Source organism: Agromyces bauzanensis, assembly GCF_014645655.1.
Lineage (GTDB): Bacteria > Actinomycetota > Actinomycetes > Actinomycetales > Microbacteriaceae > Agromyces > Agromyces bauzanensis.
Genome location: NZ_BMMD01000007.1, coordinates 82,186 through 100,492 on the forward strand (window position 1 = coordinate 82,186; position 18,307 = coordinate 100,492).

Annotated in this window: 20 protein-coding genes; 14 read left to right on the forward strand and 6 right to left on the reverse strand. The window is 71.6% G+C overall.

Translation table 11 applies throughout. The features are described from left to right. Positions 1-9 precede the first annotated feature (9 nt). Complete coding sequence (locus IEX31_RS07905; protein WP_373285511.1) at positions 10-738, reverse strand: TetR/AcrR family transcriptional regulator; 729 nt, start codon at positions 736-738, stop codon at positions 10-12. Positions 739-929: 191 nt separating this feature from the next. Between IEX31_RS07905 and IEX31_RS07910 the strand changes: the two genes are divergently transcribed. The 3 genes from IEX31_RS07910 to IEX31_RS07920 are packed head-to-tail and all read left to right on the forward strand — an operon-like array spanning position 930 to position 4,116. Beyond that, entirely contained in the window at positions 930-2,033 is a 1,104-nt protein-coding gene (locus IEX31_RS07910; protein WP_229662192.1) for an aldo/keto reductase, read from the forward strand. A gap of 60 nt (positions 2,034-2,093) precedes the next feature. Beyond that, on the forward strand, positions 2,094-3,479 hold the full coding sequence (locus tag IEX31_RS07915; RefSeq protein WP_188742883.1) for a M16 family metallopeptidase: 1,386 nt from the start codon (positions 2,094-2,096) through the stop codon (positions 3,477-3,479). 34 nt (positions 3,480-3,513) lie between these two features. Beyond that, positions 3,514-4,116, forward strand: coding sequence for a histidine phosphatase family protein (locus IEX31_RS07920; protein WP_188742884.1), 603 nt, complete (start codon positions 3,514-3,516; stop codon positions 4,114-4,116). On the opposite strand, the gene IEX31_RS07925 is transcribed toward IEX31_RS07920, so the two are convergent. Beyond that, positions 4,104-4,592 carry a GNAT family N-acetyltransferase gene (locus IEX31_RS07925; protein ID WP_188742885.1) on the reverse strand — a complete coding sequence of 163 codons (489 nt, stop codon included), beginning with the start codon at positions 4,590-4,592 and terminating at the stop codon, positions 4,104-4,106. The genes IEX31_RS07920 and IEX31_RS07925 overlap by 13 nt on opposite strands. Positions 4,593-4,660: 68 nt before the next feature. Here IEX31_RS07925 and dapB point away from each other — a divergent pair, with 68 nt between their 5' ends. Further along, entirely contained in the window at positions 4,661-5,413 is a 753-nt protein-coding gene (gene dapB, locus IEX31_RS07930) for a 4-hydroxy-tetrahydrodipicolinate reductase (protein WP_188742886.1), read from the forward strand. After that, a complete protein-coding gene (locus tag IEX31_RS07935; protein WP_188742887.1) occupies positions 5,410-5,859 on the forward strand; it encodes a hypothetical protein in 450 nt (149 codons plus the stop codon). The genes dapB and IEX31_RS07935 overlap by 4 nt, the downstream gene beginning before the upstream one ends. Here IEX31_RS07935 and IEX31_RS07940 read toward each other — a convergent pair. From IEX31_RS07940 to IEX31_RS07955, 4 genes are read right to left on the reverse strand one after another with little or no spacing between them, the layout of a single operon-like run. Further along, positions 5,825-6,736, reverse strand: a complete 912-nt coding sequence (locus tag IEX31_RS07940) for a TIGR01777 family oxidoreductase (RefSeq protein WP_188742888.1) — start codon at positions 6,734-6,736, stop codon at positions 5,825-5,827. The two genes, IEX31_RS07935 and IEX31_RS07940, sit on opposite strands and share 35 nt — an antisense overlap. Before the next feature lies 1 nt (position 6,737). Then, positions 6,738-7,160: an OsmC family peroxiredoxin gene (locus tag IEX31_RS07945; RefSeq protein ID WP_188742889.1), complete on the reverse strand. Its 423-nt coding sequence runs from the start codon at positions 7,158-7,160 to the stop codon at positions 6,738-6,740. Between the two features lie 57 nt (positions 7,161-7,217). After that, positions 7,218-7,676 carry a DUF4395 domain-containing protein gene (locus tag IEX31_RS07950; RefSeq protein ID WP_188742890.1) on the reverse strand — a complete coding sequence of 153 codons (459 nt, stop codon included), beginning with the start codon at positions 7,674-7,676 and terminating at the stop codon, positions 7,218-7,220. Beyond that, positions 7,663-8,118, reverse strand: a complete 456-nt coding sequence (locus IEX31_RS07955; protein ID WP_229662193.1) for a TlpA family protein disulfide reductase — start codon at positions 8,116-8,118, stop codon at positions 7,663-7,665. Before IEX31_RS07955 ends, IEX31_RS07950 begins: the two co-directional genes overlap by 14 nt. A 115-nt stretch (positions 8,119-8,233) precedes the next feature. On the opposite strand from IEX31_RS07955, the gene IEX31_RS07960 reads away from it, so the two are divergent. From IEX31_RS07960 to IEX31_RS08000, 9 genes are all read left to right on the forward strand, one after another. After that, complete coding sequence (locus IEX31_RS07960) at positions 8,234-9,043, forward strand: thymidylate synthase (RefSeq protein ID WP_188742891.1); 810 nt, start codon at positions 8,234-8,236, stop codon at positions 9,041-9,043. Beyond that, entirely contained in the window at positions 9,040-9,582 is a 543-nt protein-coding gene (locus IEX31_RS07965; protein ID WP_188742892.1) for a dihydrofolate reductase, read from the forward strand. Before IEX31_RS07960 ends, IEX31_RS07965 begins: the two co-directional genes overlap by 4 nt. A 217-nt stretch (positions 9,583-9,799) precedes the next feature. Continuing rightward, the gene (locus IEX31_RS07970) at positions 9,800-10,672 is read left to right on the forward strand and encodes a type IV toxin-antitoxin system AbiEi family antitoxin domain-containing protein (protein WP_188742893.1); all 873 of its coding nucleotides are present in this window, start codon (positions 9,800-9,802) and stop codon (positions 10,670-10,672) included. 163 nt (positions 10,673-10,835) lie between these two features. Next, on the forward strand, positions 10,836-11,810 hold the full coding sequence (gene dapA / locus IEX31_RS07975; protein WP_268236970.1) for a 4-hydroxy-tetrahydrodipicolinate synthase: 975 nt from the start codon (positions 10,836-10,838) through the stop codon (positions 11,808-11,810). Between the two features lie 68 nt (positions 11,811-11,878). Further along, the gene (locus tag IEX31_RS07980; RefSeq protein ID WP_188742895.1) at positions 11,879-13,555 is read left to right on the forward strand and encodes a ribonuclease J; all 1,677 of its coding nucleotides are present in this window, start codon (positions 11,879-11,881) and stop codon (positions 13,553-13,555) included. 59 nt (positions 13,556-13,614) lie between these two features. Then, positions 13,615-14,106, forward strand: a complete 492-nt coding sequence (locus tag IEX31_RS07985) for a GNAT family N-acetyltransferase (protein ID WP_188742896.1) — start codon at positions 13,615-13,617, stop codon at positions 14,104-14,106. A gap of 60 nt (positions 14,107-14,166) precedes the next feature. Continuing rightward, positions 14,167-17,040 (forward strand): FtsK/SpoIIIE family DNA translocase, encoded by a 2,874-nt coding sequence (locus IEX31_RS07990; protein WP_188742897.1) that lies wholly within the window; start codon positions 14,167-14,169, stop codon positions 17,038-17,040. A 128-nt stretch (positions 17,041-17,168) separates the two neighbouring features. Then, positions 17,169-17,768, forward strand: coding sequence for a CDP-diacylglycerol--glycerol-3-phosphate 3-phosphatidyltransferase (pgsA, locus tag IEX31_RS07995; RefSeq protein WP_188742898.1), 600 nt, complete (start codon positions 17,169-17,171; stop codon positions 17,766-17,768). Position 17,769: 1 nt separating this feature from the next. Beyond that, the gene (locus IEX31_RS08000; protein WP_373285512.1) at positions 17,770-18,270 is read left to right on the forward strand and encodes a CinA family protein; all 501 of its coding nucleotides are present in this window, start codon (positions 17,770-17,772) and stop codon (positions 18,268-18,270) included. Positions 18,271-18,307: the final 37 nt, after the last annotated feature.

Consider the following 18,307-nt stretch of genomic DNA (forward strand, 5'->3'; position numbering starts at 1 on the left):
CGCGGTCCGTCAGGCTGGGGAGCTCTCCGGTCTCGTGGGGTCGGGGTTCCGATTCGGGTTGCCCGGTCCCTTGTCGGACGGCGCCGGCGTGCCGGTGGACGGCTCGCCCTGGAGGGCGGCGCGTGCGGCGTCGAGGATGCGGCTGTCGGTGTAGAGCCCGTGGGTGTAGAGCTCGAGGATCGGCAGCGTCATGCGCCGCGCCGCCGAGCTCGTGACCGGTACGCCGAGCACCCGTGCGAGCTGGTCGCGCAGGAGGAGGGGCGCGAGTCCGTTGAGCGTGATCAAGACGGCACGCATCTCGAGGTCGGCCGACGGATGCATCGTGCCATCGGCGACGCCTCTCTCGATCATGGCGACGGTCTCGCCGAGCATCCGGTCGAACAGCCGGTTCCCACCGTCGCTCCCGTCGGCGAGCATCGTGGCGAAGTAGTCGATGTAGGCGCCGAACCGCTCGGGGCGGTCGAGCCATTCGCGAATGGTCGCACCGATCGCGGGTGCCTCGGTCCTCGCCTTCTCCGCCATCAACTGGCGCACGAGGGACTCGTCGCACGCGGCGCGCAGGCCCTCCTTCGAACCGAAGTGGTGGATGACGAGGGCGGGCGACACCCCGGCGTCGGCGGCGATCTGACGGACACTCGTGCGTTCGAACCCCTGGCGACCGAAGCGCACGATGGCGACCTCGCGGATGCGGGCTGCCGCGGTGGCATCTTCGAGCGGAACTGAACGCACGTTTATCATCCTAAACGCGCGTTCAGGAATCCGGCAAGTTCCGGTCCCCCGTTGAGGGGACCATTACCCCAGGACGCCGCCAATTCGGGGGACACGACACGCGGGATTCGCATACGATTCGGTAACGGTTCACGCGTGGTTCCGGGGGACACGTACCCCGAGCCCGTATTGTCGGAATCAATCCTGGGGAGGAGGGGCGCGTGGCACGACGGCACAGCTTCCGAGCACATCCGGTGAGCGTCGCGGGGGCGACGGTCACCGGGGCGATGCTCGTCGACGACGCGCACGATGACGCGCCGGCGACCGACGCGCCTGGAGTGGCGCCGGCACCGACGGCGCGGGTCGAGACGGTCGAGTCGAACACGCTGTCCGGCCCCATCACCGTGCCCGTGCGCCGTGGCCTCGGTGGCACCGGCATCGCGACGCACCCGCTCGCGCTCGGCGGCAGCACGTTCGGCTGGACCCTCGGTCCCGACGCCGCCTTCGACGTGCTCGATCGGTTCGCGGGCACGGGCGGCGACCTCATCGACACGGCCGACAGCTACGCCGCCGGGCGCAGCGAGTCCATCATCGGGTCGTGGATGGCGTCGCGGCGCAGCCGCGATCGTGTGCACGTCATGACCAAGGTCGGTCGTCACGCCGACCACCCCGGCCTCGCACCTGCGGAGCTGCGGGCCGCCGTCGACGATTCGCTCATGCGCCTGCGCACCGATCGGATCGACATCCTGTTCTTCCACGGCGACGACCCCGCCGTCCCGCTCGAGGAGAGCCTCGGGGCCGTCGGTGCGCTCGTCGCCGAGGGCAAGGTGCGCTCGATCGGCGCCTCCGACTTCCCACCCGAACGACTCATCGAGGCGCGGGTGCTCGCCGCGAACGGCCTGCCCCGGTTCGAGGCGCTCACGACCGCCTACAACCTCATGCAGCGTCGGCCGTTCGAGGGCGCCGCCGAGCTCGTCGCGCACGCCCAGGGCCTTGCGGTGCTGCCGTACTTCGCGCTCGCGAACGGCTTCCTCGGCGGGCAGGTCAGGCGGCGTTCCGACGTGCGACGCGACATCCGCGGCGAGCGGGCCGCGCGTCACCTCGGCCGCCGCGGTCACCGCGTGCTCGCCGCACTCGACGAGATCGCCTTCGCGCACGGCGTGCAGCCCGCCACCGTCGCGCTCGCGTGGCTCCTCGTGAAGCCCACCGTCTCGGCGCCCGTCGCGAGTGCGACGAGGCCCGATCAGGTCGAGGCGCTGCTGGCCGCGGCATCCGTCGAACTGCACCGCTCGGAGATCGTCGAGCTCGACCGCGCGTCCGCCTGAGCCGGCGCGCGAACGGCATCGCCGGTGGGATTGCGCCCGCCGTGACGTAGGCTGGGTGCGATGAACGGTGCCGTCGACCTCCCACTCGGCCAGTCCGAACTCGGCTTCACGGCGGCGGGCGACGCCCGAGTCCGGCGCAGCGTCCTCCCGTCGGGTGTGCGGGTGCTCAGCGAGCAGGTGCCGGGCAGCCGCAGCGTCACGGTCGGGTTCTGGGTTGCCGTGGGCTCGCGCGACGAGCATCACGCCGACGGCGCACTGCCCGCCACCTACGGCTCGACGCACTTCCTCGAGCACCTGCTCTTCAAAGGCACGGCCGAGCGAACGGCGCTCGACATTGCCATCTCCTTCGACTCGGTCGGCGGCGAGCACAATGCGCTCACGGCGAAGGAGTACACCTGCTACTACGCCAGGGTGCAGGACCGCGATCTCCCCATGGCGATCGGCGCGCTCGCCGACATGTTCACGTCGTCGCTGCTCGACCCGCTCGAGTTCGACAATGAGCGCGGCGTCATCCTCGAGGAGCTCTCGATGGCGGGCGACGATCCCGCCGATGTCGCGAACGAGCGGTTCTTCGAGGCCGTGCTGGGGGAGCATCCGCTGGGCCGTCCCATCGGCGGCGATCCCGAGACCATCCGGGCCGCGACCCGCGACGCGGTGTGGGCGCACTTCCAGGCGAATTACCGGCCGCAGGACCTGGTCGTCACGGTCGCGGGCGCGGTCGACCACGACCGGCTCGTCGGCGACCTGGAACGGGCGCTCACGCGAGCCGGATGGGACCTGACCGCCCAGGCGCCACCGGTCGAGCGCCGGTCGACCGAACCGGCCTACCTCGAGACCGGTGCGGCCGTCACCGTCGTGTCGCGCCCCATCGAGCAGGTCAACCTGCTCATGGGCGTTCCCGGCCTCGTCGCGACCGATGAGCGTCGCTCCACCATGAGCGTGCTCAACACGGCCTTCGGTTCGGGCATGTCGTCGCGGCTCTTCCAGCAGGTGCGGGAGCGACGCGGGCTCGCCTACTCGGTGTACTCGTTCGCTCAGGCGTACTCGGATGCGGGCATCTTCGGCATGTACGCCGGCTGCGCGCCCGCGAAGGCCGGCACGGTCGCCGCGCTCATGCGCACCGAGCTCGAGCGCGTCGCCGAGCACGGCATCACCCCCGACGAGCTCCACCGGGCCGCCGGTCAGCTCGGCGGGGCATCCGCCCTCGCCCTCGAGGACTCCGACACCCGGATGTCGCGGCTCGGACGCGCCGAGCTCACGCTCGGCGAGTTCGTGGACCTCGACGAGGCCCTCCGGCGCACGGCGCTCGTCACCGTTGACGACGTGCAGTCGCTCGCGCAGGACCTCGTCTCCCGGCCGTTCTCGCTGGTCGCCGTGGGTGCGACCGACGAGTCGGCCTTCCACTATGCGATCGAACCGGCCGCATCGACCCTCGACGTCGGCTGACGCCGGCACCGACGCCGCACAAGGAAGCAGGACCGTGCCCCATCACCTCTACCTCGTCCGCCACGGCGAGCAGCTCGACGCCGAGCACGGCATGCCCGACGGCCCCCTCTCCCCGCGGGGGCGGCGGCAGGCGGAGTTCCTCGCCGAACGGCTCGGCGGCGTGCCGTTCGATCACGCATGGCACTCGCCGCTCCAGCGCGCGGCCGAGACCGCGGCGATCATCGCGGCGAAGATGCCGGCGCTGAAGCCCGAGCCGTCCGCGCTCCTGTTCGACTGCATCCCATCGGGGCCCGCCCCCGAGACGCCCAAGGTGTACGACCCGTTCTTCGGGTCCGTCACGGAGGCCGAGATCGAGGCGGGCAGTGCGCAGATGGCGGATGCCGCGGCCGAGTTCCTGCGCTCGCATCGCGAAGATCGGCACGACCTGCTCATCACGCACAACTTCGTGATCGCGTGGCTCGTGCGGGAGGCGCTCGGCGCGCCCGACTGGCGCTGGCTCTCGATCAACCAGGCGAACTGCGGGCTCACGGTGCTCACGCAGAAGTCGGGGCGCCCATGGAGCCTGCTCACCCACAACGACGTCGCGCACCTGCCGCCCGAACTACGGACGGGATTGCCCGAGCCCTACCTGATCTGAGGCTGCAGGCGCTTGCCGTACCAGTGCGTCGCGTTCGGGTTGTCGTTGTACGGCTCGATCGTCGAGTAGCCGCTCGAGCGGTAGAGGCCGCCAGCGGCCGCCAGGCTCGCGTTGGTGTCGAGCACGAGCTCCTCGGCGCCGAACGCCGTCGCGCGGCGCTCGAGCTCCTCGAGCAGACGCCGACCCGCGCCGCGCCCGCGCGCTGCCGGCCGGAGCCACAGGTGCTTGATCTCATATCGCGCCGCGCCCGTCTCCAGTCGGGGGTCGATGCGCCGCACACCGCCGCAGCCGATGAGTCCGTCATCGTCCTCGACGAGGAGGAACACGCCGGCCGGAGGCGTGAAGGAGGGGGAGTCGGGGTAGGTGGGCCGGTACACGCCCTGCTCGGCCGGGAATCCCGCCGCACGCTCGGCGAAGTAGGCGTCGAGCTCCGCCACCGCCTCGGGACTCGTCACGTCGACCGCTCGGAACCGCATGTCCCCAGCCTATGACTGCTCCACCGACGGAGTCGGCCCCCTTCGTTCGCCTTGCTAGTGTGAGGCGGGTGACGATACGGGTCGCCGTGGCCGGGGCCACGGGTAGGATGGGACGGTTGGCGATTCGGCTCATCGAGGAGGCCGACGACCTCGAGCTCCACGCGGCGCTCACCTCCCGGTCGGACCTCGACGAGATGCTCGGTGCGGATGTCGCGCTCGACGTCACCCACCCCGCCGCCAGTGCCGCCATCGTCGAGTTCGCGACCGGCGCGGGCATCCCCATCGTCGTCGGCACGTCGGGCTGGTCGAGCGAGCGCATCACCGAGATCGCCCAGTTCGTGCGCGGGCACGACGATGCCGGCGCCGTGCTGTTCGTCCCCAACTTCTCGATCGGCAGCGTGCTCGGCAGCGCCTTCGCCGCGCTCGCCGCCCCGTACTTCGACTCGATCGAGATCGTCGAGGCGCACCACGCGGGCAAGGTCGACTCACCATCGGGCACCGCCGTGCGCACGGCCGAGCTCATCGGCGAGGCGCGCGGCGACGCGGGCCCGGTGGCCGCGCCGCACGCCGACCAGCGTGCGCGCGGGCAGCTGGTCTCGGGGGTGCCCGTGCACAGCCTGCGCCTGTCAGGCGTCACCGCCGAGCAGCGGGTCATCATGGGCGGCGAGGGCGAGACGCTCACGATCTCGCACTCCACCGGGTCGCAATCGGCGTACGAACAGGGCATCCTCCTGGCGCTCCGCCGGGCACCCGAGGCGACGGGCGTCGTCGTCGGCCTCGACGCGCTGCTCGACCTGGGACTTCCCGGCACCGTGGCATGAGCGCCAGGGTCGGGGCCATCCTGATGGCGGCGCTGCTTTCGCTGTACATCGCGCTCGTGGGCTGGCGGGCGGTGCAGTTCCTCGCCACCGGCGAACCCGTTGCGATCGCCATGGGCCTCGCGCTCATCGTGCTGCCGTTCATCGCGGCATGGGCGCTCTGGCGCGAGATCACGTTCGGCGTGCGCTCGCAGGCGCTCGTGCGCCGTCTCGATGCGGAGGGCGGCCTCGACCTCGGCCTCCCCGTGCTGCCGAGCGGCCGGCCCGAGCGCGCGGCGGCGGATGCCGCGTTCGACGGCTTCCGGGCCGCGGCGGAGGCGGCGCCCGAGTCGTGGCGGGCGTGGTTGCGCCTCGGTCTCGCCTACGACGCGGCGGGTGACCGTCGTCGGGCGCGAGCCGCCGTGCGCCGGGCGATCACGCTCGAGCGCTCGGAGCGCTCGGAGCGCTGAGCATCGCGTCGAGGGCGGACTCGACCTTCACGTGCGTGAAGCGGAATCCGTCGTCGATCAGGCGTTGCGGACGCACCTTCTGGCTCGAGAGCAGCAACTCGTCGGCGGCCCGCCCCAGGGCGAGCCCGAGCATGCGCTCGGGCACTGCCAACGTGTACGGCCGGCGCATCCGCTCGGCCATCGCATTCATGACACGGTCGGCCGTGGCGGGCGTCGGGCCGGCGAGGTTCACGGGACCCGAGAGTCTCGACTCGAGCAGGTGCGCGATCGCCGCCACCTCGTCGTCCAGCGAGATCCACGGCCAGTGCTGTCCACCCGTGCCCAGCCGACTCGAGAGGCCCAGGCGTGTGAGCGTGTTCACCCGCTGCAGGGCGCCGCCGTGCCCGACCACGATCCCGGTGCGGAAGACGGCGGTGCGGGTCTCCGGCGGGGCGAGCATCGCGGCGGCCTCCCAGCGCTGCACGACCTCGGAGAGGAAGCCGGAGCCGGCGCTGGAGAACTCGGTCAGCAGTTCGCCCGGACGGTCGCCGTAGTAGCCGACGGCCGATGCGCTGAGGAACACCGGCGGCGGTCGCTTCGCCCTGCGCATCGCGTCGGCGAGCGTGCGCGTGGCGGTGACCCGTGAGTCGACGATCTCGCCGCGATAGCCCTTCGTCCACGGCAGGCGCCCCAGCGACGCGCCCGAGAGGTTCACGACCGCGTCGATCCGGTCCATCACGGTGAAGTCGATGATGCCGGATCCGGGCGACCACGAAGCTTCGTCGATCCCCTGGGCGCGGCGACGCACGAGGCGCACCACCTCGTGGCCCTCGGCCCCGAGTCGCTTGACGAGCGCGGTCCCGATGAAGCCGGACGCGCCGGCGATGAGCACTCGCACGTCAGGCGAGCTCGGCTTCGATCGTGATCGGGATGGCGAGGGCCTGCGAGATCGGACAGTTCTGCTTGGCCCCGTCGGCGAACGCCTCGAACTCCTCCTCCGTGATGCCCGGCACCCGCGCGCTCACGAGCAGGTGGCTGCCGAGCACGCCCTTGCCGGCCTCGAACGTCACGGCCGCGGTCGTCTGGATGCTCTCGGCCGGGTGCCCCGCCTGCGCGAGCGCGAGCGAGAGCGCCATCGAGAAGCACGACGAGTGCGCGGCCGCGAGCATTTCCTCGGGGTTCGTCATGTTCGCGACACCCTCCGAGCGAGCCTTCCAGTTCACCGGGAACGTGGCGAGCCCCGAGGAGTCCAGGGTCACGTCGCCCGATCCCTCGAAGAGCGTTCCCTTCCAGATCGTCGTCGCCTCACTCGTCAGTGCCATGGGTGATCCTCCTCCTCGAGCCGGGTTCCCAGCCTATCCGGGAGGATGCCGCAACGGTCAGGTCCTGGGGATGACTCGTGCGCGCACGAGCACCAGGTACAGCTGGCAGCCGAGGCAGTACCCGAACACGGCGTTCAGGAACGCCGCGATGAACGCGAGTGACGCGGCGATCGGCACCGCCGCCGCCACGCCCAGCGCGCCCAGGACGACGCCCGCGATCGTGACCGCGAAGCCGACGCCCTGCGCGAACGTCGGCGGGCGCGGGTCCTCGAGCTCGGCCGGCGGGCGGAGTCGCGGGCGCACGATCGTGCGGAAGACGACCGAGAACGGGTTCCGGCGGATGCCGGCCACGGCGCTCCACGCGAAGACGAGGCAGATCGCCGTGAGCAGGATCCAGGCGGCGACGCTGGCCCCGCCCACCCCGAGCACGACCGTGACGAGCAGCAGCACCGCCGTGACGCCGGCCGTGAAGCGGGGGCCGCGGGGGTCGATGCCGGCGGGTTCAGGATGCGACATGAGTCCTCCGGGTGAGTCGGTCGAGGTGCTCCTGCACGGCGTCGAGTCGAGGGACGCCGCCGATGCGGGCGCTCGCGTGTCCCCGCGCGTCGAGGATGAGCGTCGTCGGCGTCTGCAGCACGTGGAACCGGCCGGCGAGGTCGGCGCGATGAGTGACGTCGACCTCGACGTGACGCACGCCGTCGTACCGTGCCGCGACGCGCGCGAGCTGCCTGGCTGTCGCCGGGCACCGGCTGCAGTACTCGGTCGAGAACTGCACGAGCGTCGCAGACGAGCCGAGCGCGCCGGGGGAGAGGTCGAGCGCCGCGGCATCCGTCTCGGCGCGGAGCTCCCCGGCCGGCGTCTCGCGCAGGCGTCCGGTGCGGGCGCGCCAGGCCACGCCGATCGCGGTCGCAACCGCGGGCAGGCCGAGGCCCGCCATGAGCGTCGGGAGCCAGTCCATGTCGCGATGCTACGTCGCGGCGGGTCGGCGCGCGCCCCGTGTGACGATGCGTGACGCGCACGGCGCGCCCGCGGCATCCGCCCACCCGCCGCCTCGCGCGAGTACCATCGACGCGATGGCCGAGACGATTCCCACGCCCTACGAGGACCTCCTGCGCGACGTGCTCGAGCACGGCACCCCCAAGTCCGACCGCACCGGCACGGGCACCCGGAGCGTCTTCGGACGCCAGTTGCGGTTCGACCTCTCTCAGGGCTTCCCGCTCGTCACGACGAAGCGGGTGCACTTCCCGTCGATCGCGTACGAGCTGCTCTGGTTCCTCCGCGGCGAGTCGAACGTGCGCTGGCTGCAGGAGCACGGCGTCACCATCTGGGACGAATGGGCGGATGCCACGGGCGAGCTCGGCCCCGTGTACGGCGTGCAGTGGCGCTCCTGGCCGACGCCGTCGGGCGAGACCATCGACCAGATCACGGAGGTCGTCGACGAGATCCGGCGCAATCCCGATTCGCGCCGTCTCATCGTCTCGGCGTGGAACCCGGCCGACATCCCGCGCATGGCGCTCGCGCCGTGCCACGCGTTCTTCCAGTTCTACGTCGCCGACGGGCGCCTCTCGTGCCAGCTGTACCAGCGCAGCGCCGACCTGTTCCTCGGGGTGCCGTTCAACATCGCCTCGTACGCGCTGCTCACCCACATGGTCGCGCAGCAGACCGGGCTCGGGGCCGGCGACTTCGTGTGGACCGGCGGCGACTGCCACATCTACGACAACCACGTCGAGCAGGTGACCGAGCAGCTGTCGCGCTCGCCGTATCCGGCGCCGACGCTGCGGTTCGCGCGCACGCCCGACTCGATCCTCGACTACGTATTCGAGGACTTCGTGGTCGAGGACTACCGGCACCACCCGGCGATCCGCGCGGCCGTCGCGGTATGAGCGGCGGGGGAGCGGAGGCCGCGGATGCCGCCGGGCCTGCGATCGGGATGATCTGGGCCGAGGCGCGTGGCGGCGTGATCGGCGCGGGCGGCGGCATGCCGTGGCACGTGCCGGAGGACCTCGCGCACTTCAAGGAGCTCACGGGCGGCGGACCCGTCGTGATGGGCCGCAAGACCTGGGAATCGCTGCCGCCGCGGTTCCGGCCCTTGTCCGAGCGGCGGAACATCGTGGTGACGCGGCGGCCCGACTGGTCGGCCGAGGGCGCCGAGCTGGCGGCTTCCGTCGAGGACGCGCTCGCGCTCGCGGGCGGCGGCGACCCCGACCGGATCTGGGTGATCGGCGGGGCCGAGATCTTCAGTGCCGTCATCGGCCGCGCCGACCGGCTCGAGGTCACCGAGCTCGACCTCGCGGTCGAGGGTGACACGTTCGGCCCCGAGGTGGACGGCTCGTGGCAGGTCGCCGACGTCGACCCGGCCGAGGGCTGGCACACGTCGACGAGCGGCATCCGCTACCGCTTCCTGCGCTGCGTCCGCGGCTGAGCCGCGCCTCGCACGGCCCACCCTTCGGCCGCCTTTTCCGAGTCGCAGGCCGATCCACACGACACGCCGACGGCGCTCGGCGTGTCGAGCAGAAGCGCCTTCGACTGGCGAAACTGCTCCCGGCCACTCGTCCTCCACACCAACCCCTGCGTGGGCGGCGTCCACGGTGCGCAGGCTCGTGTCCGCCGTCACGTCGTCGGGCGGGCAGGTTCTGCGCATGCCACTCGACGCATTCACCGTGCATAGCCACTGCGCCGACCTCGGCGGAGTGGCCCGAACGCACGAACTCGCCGCCGCAGGCGTCGACCCGTACTCCCTTCGACTCGCCGTTCGCGACGGAGTGCTCGTACGGCTTCGCGAGGGCGTGTACGCGACCGCGGAGACATCCGAGGCGGTGCGGGCGGCGGTGCGGCACGGCGGCGTACTCGGATGCCTCAGCCGGGTCGCCGCGGCCGGGCTCTGGATCCTCGTCGAACCCGCAGCCGTCCACGTGGCGATGCCGCGCACCGGGCGCCGTCGCGGACACGACGGATGCGACTGCGTGGTGCACTGGGCGCCGGCCGTCGGTCGCGGCGGGACAGCGTCGTTGGTCGACGCGCTCGCCCAGGTGCTCGGATGCCGCGGCGAGGAGGAGTTCTTCGTCGCCCTCGAATCCGCGATGCGCAAGCGGCTGGTGCGTCGCGGCGCCCTCGCCCGGCTTCGGGCACGCATCCCGGCCGGGCGGCGCTGGCTCGTCGACTTCGCACGGTGGGACGCCGACAGCGGCCTCGAGTCGCTCCTCCGGCTGCGGCTCCGCCCCAATGGCATCGCGCTCGCCTCCCAGGTGGAGATCCCCGGCGTCGGACGCGTCGACTTCGTGCTGGGCGACCGACTCATCCTCGAGGTCGACGGCAAGCCCAACCACATCGGCCCGTCGAAGCGTCACAAGGATCTCGTTCGCGACGTCGTCGCGGCCGCGCACGGGTTCGACTCGCTACGGTTCGACTACGCACTCGTGGGGCACGACTGGCCGATCGTGGAGGCGGCGATCCTCGCGAAGGTGGAGCGTGGGCTGCATCTGGATCGCCGAGTCGCAGGACGACCGCGATGACGCGCCGCCCGTGGCCGGCGTGTCGCGCGAATCGTCCTGCGACTGGGTAAACGAGTGGGCGGGCCACGGACGATGGCATGCGATGCCCGTCGCGACGTGCACGGGCGGGCGCCGTCCGGGTGCGCGGGCCGCGGCATCCGCCCGAACCGATACGCTGGAGGGCGTGGCTCAGGACAACCCCTTCGGACAGGTGCTCGTCGCGCTCGTCACGCCGATGACGGCGGACGGCGAGGTCGATTGGCCCGGGGTCGAGAAGCACATCGACGACGTCATCCAGGCAGGAGCCGATGGCATCGTCGTCACGGGAACCACGGGTGAGACCTCGACCCTCACCGACCCCGAGAAGATCAAGCTCGTCGAGGTCGGCAAGGACGTTGCGGCAGGGCGCGCGAAGATCATCACGGGCGGCGGCTCCAACGAGACCGCCCATGCCATCGAGCTGTACCGCCACTCCGCCGAGGCGGGCGCCGACGGCATCATGATCGTGACGCCGTACTACAACAAGCCGACCCAGGCCGGCATCCTCACGCACTTCCGGCTCGTGGCCGACGCCACCGACCTGCCGGTCATCCTCTACGACATCCCGGGCCGCACGGGCGTGCCGATCAGGTACGAGACGATACTGCGCCTCGCCAAGCATCCGAACATCCTCGCCATCAAGGACGCCAAGGGCGACTTCTCCGAGGTCAGCCGCGTGCTCAACCAGACCGACCTGATGTACTTCTCGGGCGACGACGCGAACGTGCTGCCGCACCTCTCGATCGGGGCCACCGGCCTCATCGGCGTCACGGCGAACATCGCGCCCGCCCCGTACCGCACCATGGTCGACGCCGTGAACCGCGGCGACCTGAAGGCCGCCACAGCCGCGCACATGCAGCTCGAGCCGCTCGTGCGCGCCGTCATGACGCACGTGCCGGGCACGGTCGCGACGAAGTACATCCTGCACGGCCTCGGCCGCATCTCGAGCCCGCGCGTGCGCCTGCCGCTCGTCGGGCCCGAGGAGTGGGAGGCCGCCCTCATCGAGGACGAGATCGACCTCGTGCAGGGCATCCCCGGCGTCGACTTCCACTACTTCCGTCCCGACCGCAACGCCGCCGCCGGCGGCGCGCTGCCCAAGGTCGCGGGCACTACGCGCTGAGGCGCGCCCCCACGCATCCGCGAGGCCGAGCCTCGCACGAACTGAACACCACTACCTGAGGAGGGCCCATGCCCGACGTCGTAATCGATCCCGCCCCGCTCGAACCCGGGACGCTCCGCGTCATCCCCATCGGAGGGCTCGGCGAGGTCGGCCGCAACATGACGAGCTACGAGATCGACGGCAAGATCCTCATCGTCGACTGCGGCGTGCTCTTCCCCGAGGAGCACCAGCCGGGGGTCGACCTGATCCTGCCCGACTTCGGGTTCCTGCGCGAGCGCCTCGACGACATCGTCGGCCTCGTGCTGACGCACGGCCACGAGGACCACATCGGCTCGGTGCCGTACCTCCTGCGCCTGCGCTCCGACATCCCGCTGATCGGCTCGACCCTGACGCTCGCGCTCGTCGAGGCGAAGCTCAAGGAGCACCGCATCCAGCCATACAGCCTCACGGTCAGCGAAGGGCAGCGCGAGCGCATCGGCCCGTTCGACCTCGAGTTCGTCGCGGTGAACCACTCCATCCCCGACGCGCTCGCCGTCGCCATCAAGACCGGTGCCGGCACGGTGCTCGCGACGGGCGACTTCAAGATGGACCAGCTCCCGCTCGACGGCCGTCTCACCGACCTGCGCGAGTTCGCGCGCCTCGGCGAGGAGGGCGTCGACCTCTTCATGGTCGACTCCACGAACGCGGATGTCCCGGGCTTCACGCCGCTCGAGCGCTCGATCGGCCCCGTGCTCGACGAGGTCATCGCCCGCGCTCCCCGGCGGGTCATCGTGGCGAGCTTCTCGAGCCACGTCCACCGCGTCCAGCAGGTGCTGCACGCCGCCCACCAGAACGGCCGCCGGGTGGCGCTCCTCGGTCGCAGCATGGTGCGCAACATGACCATCGCGGCCGACCTCGGCTACCTCCGGGTGCCCGAGGGCGTGCTCATCGACTACAAGAAGGCGCGCGACATCCCCGACGACCGAATCGTCTACATGTCGACGGGCTCTCAGGGCGAGCCGATGGCCGTGCTCAGTCGCATGGCGAATCGCGACCACGAGATCGAGATCGGCGACGGCGACACCGTCATCCTCGCGTCGAGCCTGATTCCGGGCAACGAGAACGCGGTCTACCGGGTGATCGACGGGCTGACCAAGCTCGGCGCGAACGTCGTGCACAAGGGCAACGCGAAGGTGCACGTCTCGGGCCACGCCGCGGCGGGGGAGCTGCTGTACTGCTACAACATCCTCAAGCCGAAGAACGTGCTGCCGATCCACGGCGAGTACCGGCACCTGTTCGCGAACGCGAAGCTCGCCCAGGACACGGGCATCCCCGAGCGCAATACCTTCATCGGCGAGAACGGCACGGTGTACGACCTGCGCGAGGGCCGGGTGCGCGTCGCGGGCCAGCTCGACCTCGGCTTCGTGTACGTCGACGGGTCGACGGTCGGCGAGATCACCGACGCCGACCTGAAGGATCGGCGCATCCTCGGCGAGGAGGGCTTCATCTCGGTCATCATCGTGGTGGATGCCTCGACCGGCCGTATCATCGTCGGCCCCGAGATCCACGCCCGCGGCTTCGCCGAGGACGACGCGGTCTTCGAGGAGGTCAAGCCGAAGATCTCGGCGGCGCTCCTCGAGGCGGCCCAGAACGGCGTTCGCGACCAGCACGGCCTGCAGCAGATCGTGCGCCGCACGATGGGCACGTGGGTGAGCCGGCGCCTGCGCCGCCGCCCGATGCTCGTGCCGCTCGTCATCGAGGCGTAATCGGCGCCGCGAAACACAGCGGAAACGCAGCGGAAACGCAGCGCGCGTAACATCCGGGCATGGCGGACTTCGCGATCCGCCCGGCCCTCCCGGCGGACGGCTCGTTCCTCGCCGACATGGTGGTCGAGGCGGCGAACTGGCGGGCGGGCAGCACCCGGCCGAGGCCTGCGGTGCTCGCCGACCCGATCTTTCGCGGCCACATCGCCGGCTGGCAGCGCCCGGCCGACCGTGGCGTGGTCGCGCTCGACGGCGAAGGGCGACCGGTCGGCGCCGCGTGGTACCGACTGTTCGCCTTCGACGAGCCCGCGCGCGGGTTCGTGGCCACGGGGGTGCCCGAGCTCATCATCGGCGTGCTCCCGCTCTGGCGCGCGCAGGGCGTCGGGCGTGCGCTCCTGCAGTCGCTGACGGACGCCGCGCGCTCGGCCGGCTTCGCCAGGATCGCGCTGAGCGTGGAGCACGACAACTTCGCGCGCGCCCTCTACCGGTCCGAGGGCTTCACGATCGTGGCGACGGCGCAGGGCCGCGACACCATGGTGCGCCTGCTCGCCTGATCGGAGACACTCGCCCCGTCCTGTCGCCGGGAGTCGGTGCTCGGCCGTAACGTTGTGGGCATGGCTGCGCGCACCAGGTCGAACGGGCGTGCCTCCGGCACGCCCGCGCGCGGCTCGAGCGGAAAGGCGACGTCGAAGACGGCCCCCACGAAGAAGCTCCCGGCGGCGAACGCGCGGGGATCCGCGGCGCCGAGACGTCAGCCCGCGGCATCCGATCGCCCCGGCCTGCTCGTGCGCGCCTGGATGGGGCTCGCGCACCTCACCGGTGGCGCGGCCCGCGCGCTCGGACCCGAGACGCTCGCGAAGGAGGAGCGCCGCGACGGACTGCCGTTCTTCATCGTGCTGCTGGCCATCGCCGGCACCGTCGTCGAGTGGTTCTTCATCAACGACCCCGTCGCGCAGGCGCTCGACTCGTGGACCTTCGGCGGCCTGTCCGGCCGGCTGGCGTTCGCCCTCCCGGTGGTCATGCTCATCTTCGCCGTGTGGCTCTTCCGGCACCCGAGCTCCGTGCACGACAACACGCGCATCGGCATCGGCATGGGGCTGCTGCTGCTGGCCGTGTCGGGGCTCAGCCACCTGTTCGGCGGCCAGCCCGAGCCGCGCGAGGGCATGGCCGTGCTCGCGCGTGCGGGCGGCATCCTCGGCTGGATGCTGGCCCAGCCGCTCAACCTGCTGATCACCGAGGCGGGCGCCGCGGTCGTCCTCATCGTGCTCCTCGCCCTGTCGCTGCTCATCATCACGAAGACGCCGCCGACCCGCATCCCGGCGCGGTTCCGCGAGCTGTACGAGTGGCTGTTCGGCGCGCCGGAGCCCGACGAGCAGGCGAAGGATGCCGCGGCGAAGCCGTCCCGGCGCGAGCGCGGCAGGTCCGTCCCCACCGAGCTCGACGGCATCGACGCGCCTGGCGACGAGGACTCCGGGCGCAGCGGCCTCGTGCCGTGGTGGCGGCGGAACGCGTCGAACCGCGAGGAGGAGCCCGAGTACCAGGCGCCCGGCGTCGAGGGCATCACCGAGGTGTTCGGTGCGGGCTCCGCGGCGGGCAGCTTCGAGTCGCCCATCGAGGGCGTGGTGACGTCCTACGGCAGCGAGGTGATCGGCGACCTCGAACGCGCCGAGACGGCGCTGCAGCGGTTCACGGGCGACGTGCCGCACGGCGGCACGGGGCTCCGCGGCGACGACGGCGGCGCCACGAACGTGCTCTCGGTGTTCGACGAGCCCGGCGAGGGCGAGCCAGGCGGCAGCGGCGCGTCGGGCGCGGTCGGCGCGAGCCGCGCGGGCGGCGACGACGCAGCGGCATCCGAGCCCGAACGGCCGTACCACCTGCCGGCCGCGTCGACCCTCGCGGCAGGCGCGCCTGCGAAGGCCCGGTCGACCGTGAACGACGACGTGGTGCGGCAGATCACGGCGGTGCTCGACCAGTTCCAGGTCGACGCGAAGGTCACGGGCTTCTCGCGCGGCCCCACAGTGACGCAATACGAGATCGAGCTCGGCCCGGGAGTGAAGGTCGAGCGCGTCACGGCCCTGTCGAAGAACCTGGCGTACGCGGTCGCGTCGAACGAGGTGCGCATCCTCTCGCCGATCCCCGGCAAGAGCGCCATCGGCGTCGAGATCCCCAACGCCGACCGCGAGACCGTGACGCTCGGTGACGTGCTGCGCTCGGGCGCTGCGGTGAACGCGAAGCACCCGATGACGATCGGCGTCGGCAAGGACGTCGGCGGCGGCTACGTGGTGGCCAACCTCGCGAAGATGCCGCACCTGCTCGTCGCGGGTTCCACCGGCTCGGGCAAGTCGAGCTTCGTGAACTCGATGATCACGAGCCTGCTCATGCGGGCGAAGCCCGGTGACGTGCGGATGGTGCTCGTCGACCCGAAGCGCGTCGAGCTCGCGCCGTACGCGGGGGTCCCGCACCTCATCACGCCCATCATCACGAACCCGAAGAAGGCGGCCGAGGCGCTGCAGTGGGTCGTGAAGGAGATGGACATGCGGTACGACGACCTCGCGTCGTTCGGCTTCCGCCACATCGACGACTTCAACAAGGCCGTCGTGAACGACGAGATCGTGTTGCCGGCCGGCTCCGAGCGCCGGCTCAGGCCGTACCCGTACCTGCTCGTCGTCGTCGACGAGCTCGCCGACCTCATGATGGTCGCCCCGCGCGACGTCGAGGACTCGATCGTGCGCATCACGCAGCTCGCGCGCGCCTCCGGCATCCACCTCGTGCTCGCGACGCAGCGCCCGTCGGTCGACGTCGTCACGGGTCTCATCAAGGCGAACGTGCCCAGCCGGCTCGCGTTCGCGGTCACGAGCGTCACCGACTCCCGTGTCATCCTCGACCAGCCCGGCGCCGACAAGCTCATCGGGCAGGGCGACGCGCTGTTCCTGCCGATGGGCGCCTCGAAGCCCATCCGGGTCCAGGGCGCGTGGGTGACCGAGGCCGAGATCGAGCGCGTCGTGAAGCATGTCACGCGGCAGGCGCGACCCGAGTACCGGCAGGATGTCGCGGCCGCCGTCGAGCGGAAGGAGATCGACTCGGACATCGGCGGCGACCTCGAGCTCTTGCTCGCGGCCGCCGAGCTCGTCGTGTCGACGCAGTTCGGGTCGACGTCGATGCTCCAGCGCAAGCTGCGCGTGGGCTTCGCGAAGGCGGGCCGGCTCATGGACCTCCTCGAGTCCCGCGAGATCGTCGGACCGTCAGAGGGGTCGAAGGCGCGCGACGTGCTCGTGACGCCCGAGCAGCTGCCCGGCGTGCTCGCGCGCCTTCGCGGCGAGGAGCCTGCGTCCCCGGGCGGTGCCTCCACCGCACCTGCGCCGCGGAGCGTACCGGCCGCCGCCGACGATCGGTACGACGACGACCCCGTCGAGCGGCAGACGCACGGGCTTCCCGAGGTCGAGGCGGACTCCGACGAGGACGCGTGGGGGCTCACCGGCCGCGAGTGACGCGACCTCCATCTCGCTGGTCGAGTAGCGGGCGCAGCGAGCGTATCGAGGCCCGGGTCTCGATACGGGCCTGACGGCCCCACTCGACCGCCGCACTGCGGCATCCGGTGCCCGCTATCCTTGGTCGCATGACCTCTCCCGCCGGCGGCTCCGAGCGATCGGCGAACTGGAACCTTCCGAACGCCGTCACCGTCGTCCGCATCCTCATCGCCCCGCTCTTCTTCTGGATGCTGCTCGCCGACGGCGGCCAGGACGGCTGGCTCAGGTGGGCCGCCGCGGCGGTCTTCATCGTGGGCATCTCGACCGACAGCCTCGACGGGTACCTCGCCCGTTCGCGCGGGCTCGTGACCGACCTCGGCAAGCTGCTCGACCCGATCGCCGACAAGCTCCTCACGAGCGGCGCGCTCGTGTGCCTCTCGATCCTCGGCGAGCTGCCGTGGTGGGTCACGGCCATCATCGTCGTACGCGAGGTGGGCATCACGGTCTGGCGGTTCTGGGAGCTCGGGCGTGGCAACGTCGTGCCCGCGTCGTCGGGCGGCAAGCTCAAGACCCTGGTGCAGTCGTTCGCGATCTCGTTCGCGCTCGCGCCGCTGTGGACCCTGTTCGGCGACTGGATCCACTGGGTGAACGGCGTGCTCATGACGGCCGCCGTGATCCTCACGGTCTGGTCGGGCCTGCTCTACGTGCGCGACGCCGTGCAGCTCGCCCGGGCACGTCACGAGGGCTGACGTGGGCGAACGGATGCCGCAGCCGGCCGACCCGGCGGAGGCCGTCATCGCCGAGCTCACGCGCCGCGGGCTCCGGATCGCCGTCGCCGAGTCGCTCACCGGCGGCCTTGTGATGGCCGAGCTGACGCGGATCCCCGGAGCCTCGGTCGTGGTGAACGGCGGCGTTGTCGCGTACGACACCGACGTGAAGCGCTCGCTCCTCGGCGTGTCGGCCGGGCTGCTGGAGCGCGAGGGCGCCGTGCACCCCGAGGTGGCCAGGCAGATGGCCGACCGGGTGCGGCACGTGCTCGCCGTCGACGGCCGCCCGGCCGACCTCGGCATCGCGACGACGGGCGTCGCCGGCCCGACCGACCAGGACGGCAAGCCCGCAGGCACGGTGTACCTCGGCGTGGCGATCGGCGACGACGTCGAGGCGATCGCGCTCGACCTGCACGGAGACCGCGCGGAGATCCGTGCAGCGACGGTGCGCGCCGCGATCGGGGCGCTGCTCGAGCGTCTCTGAGGCCGACAGTCCCTTGGGCAGCAGCGTCGCCCGGCGG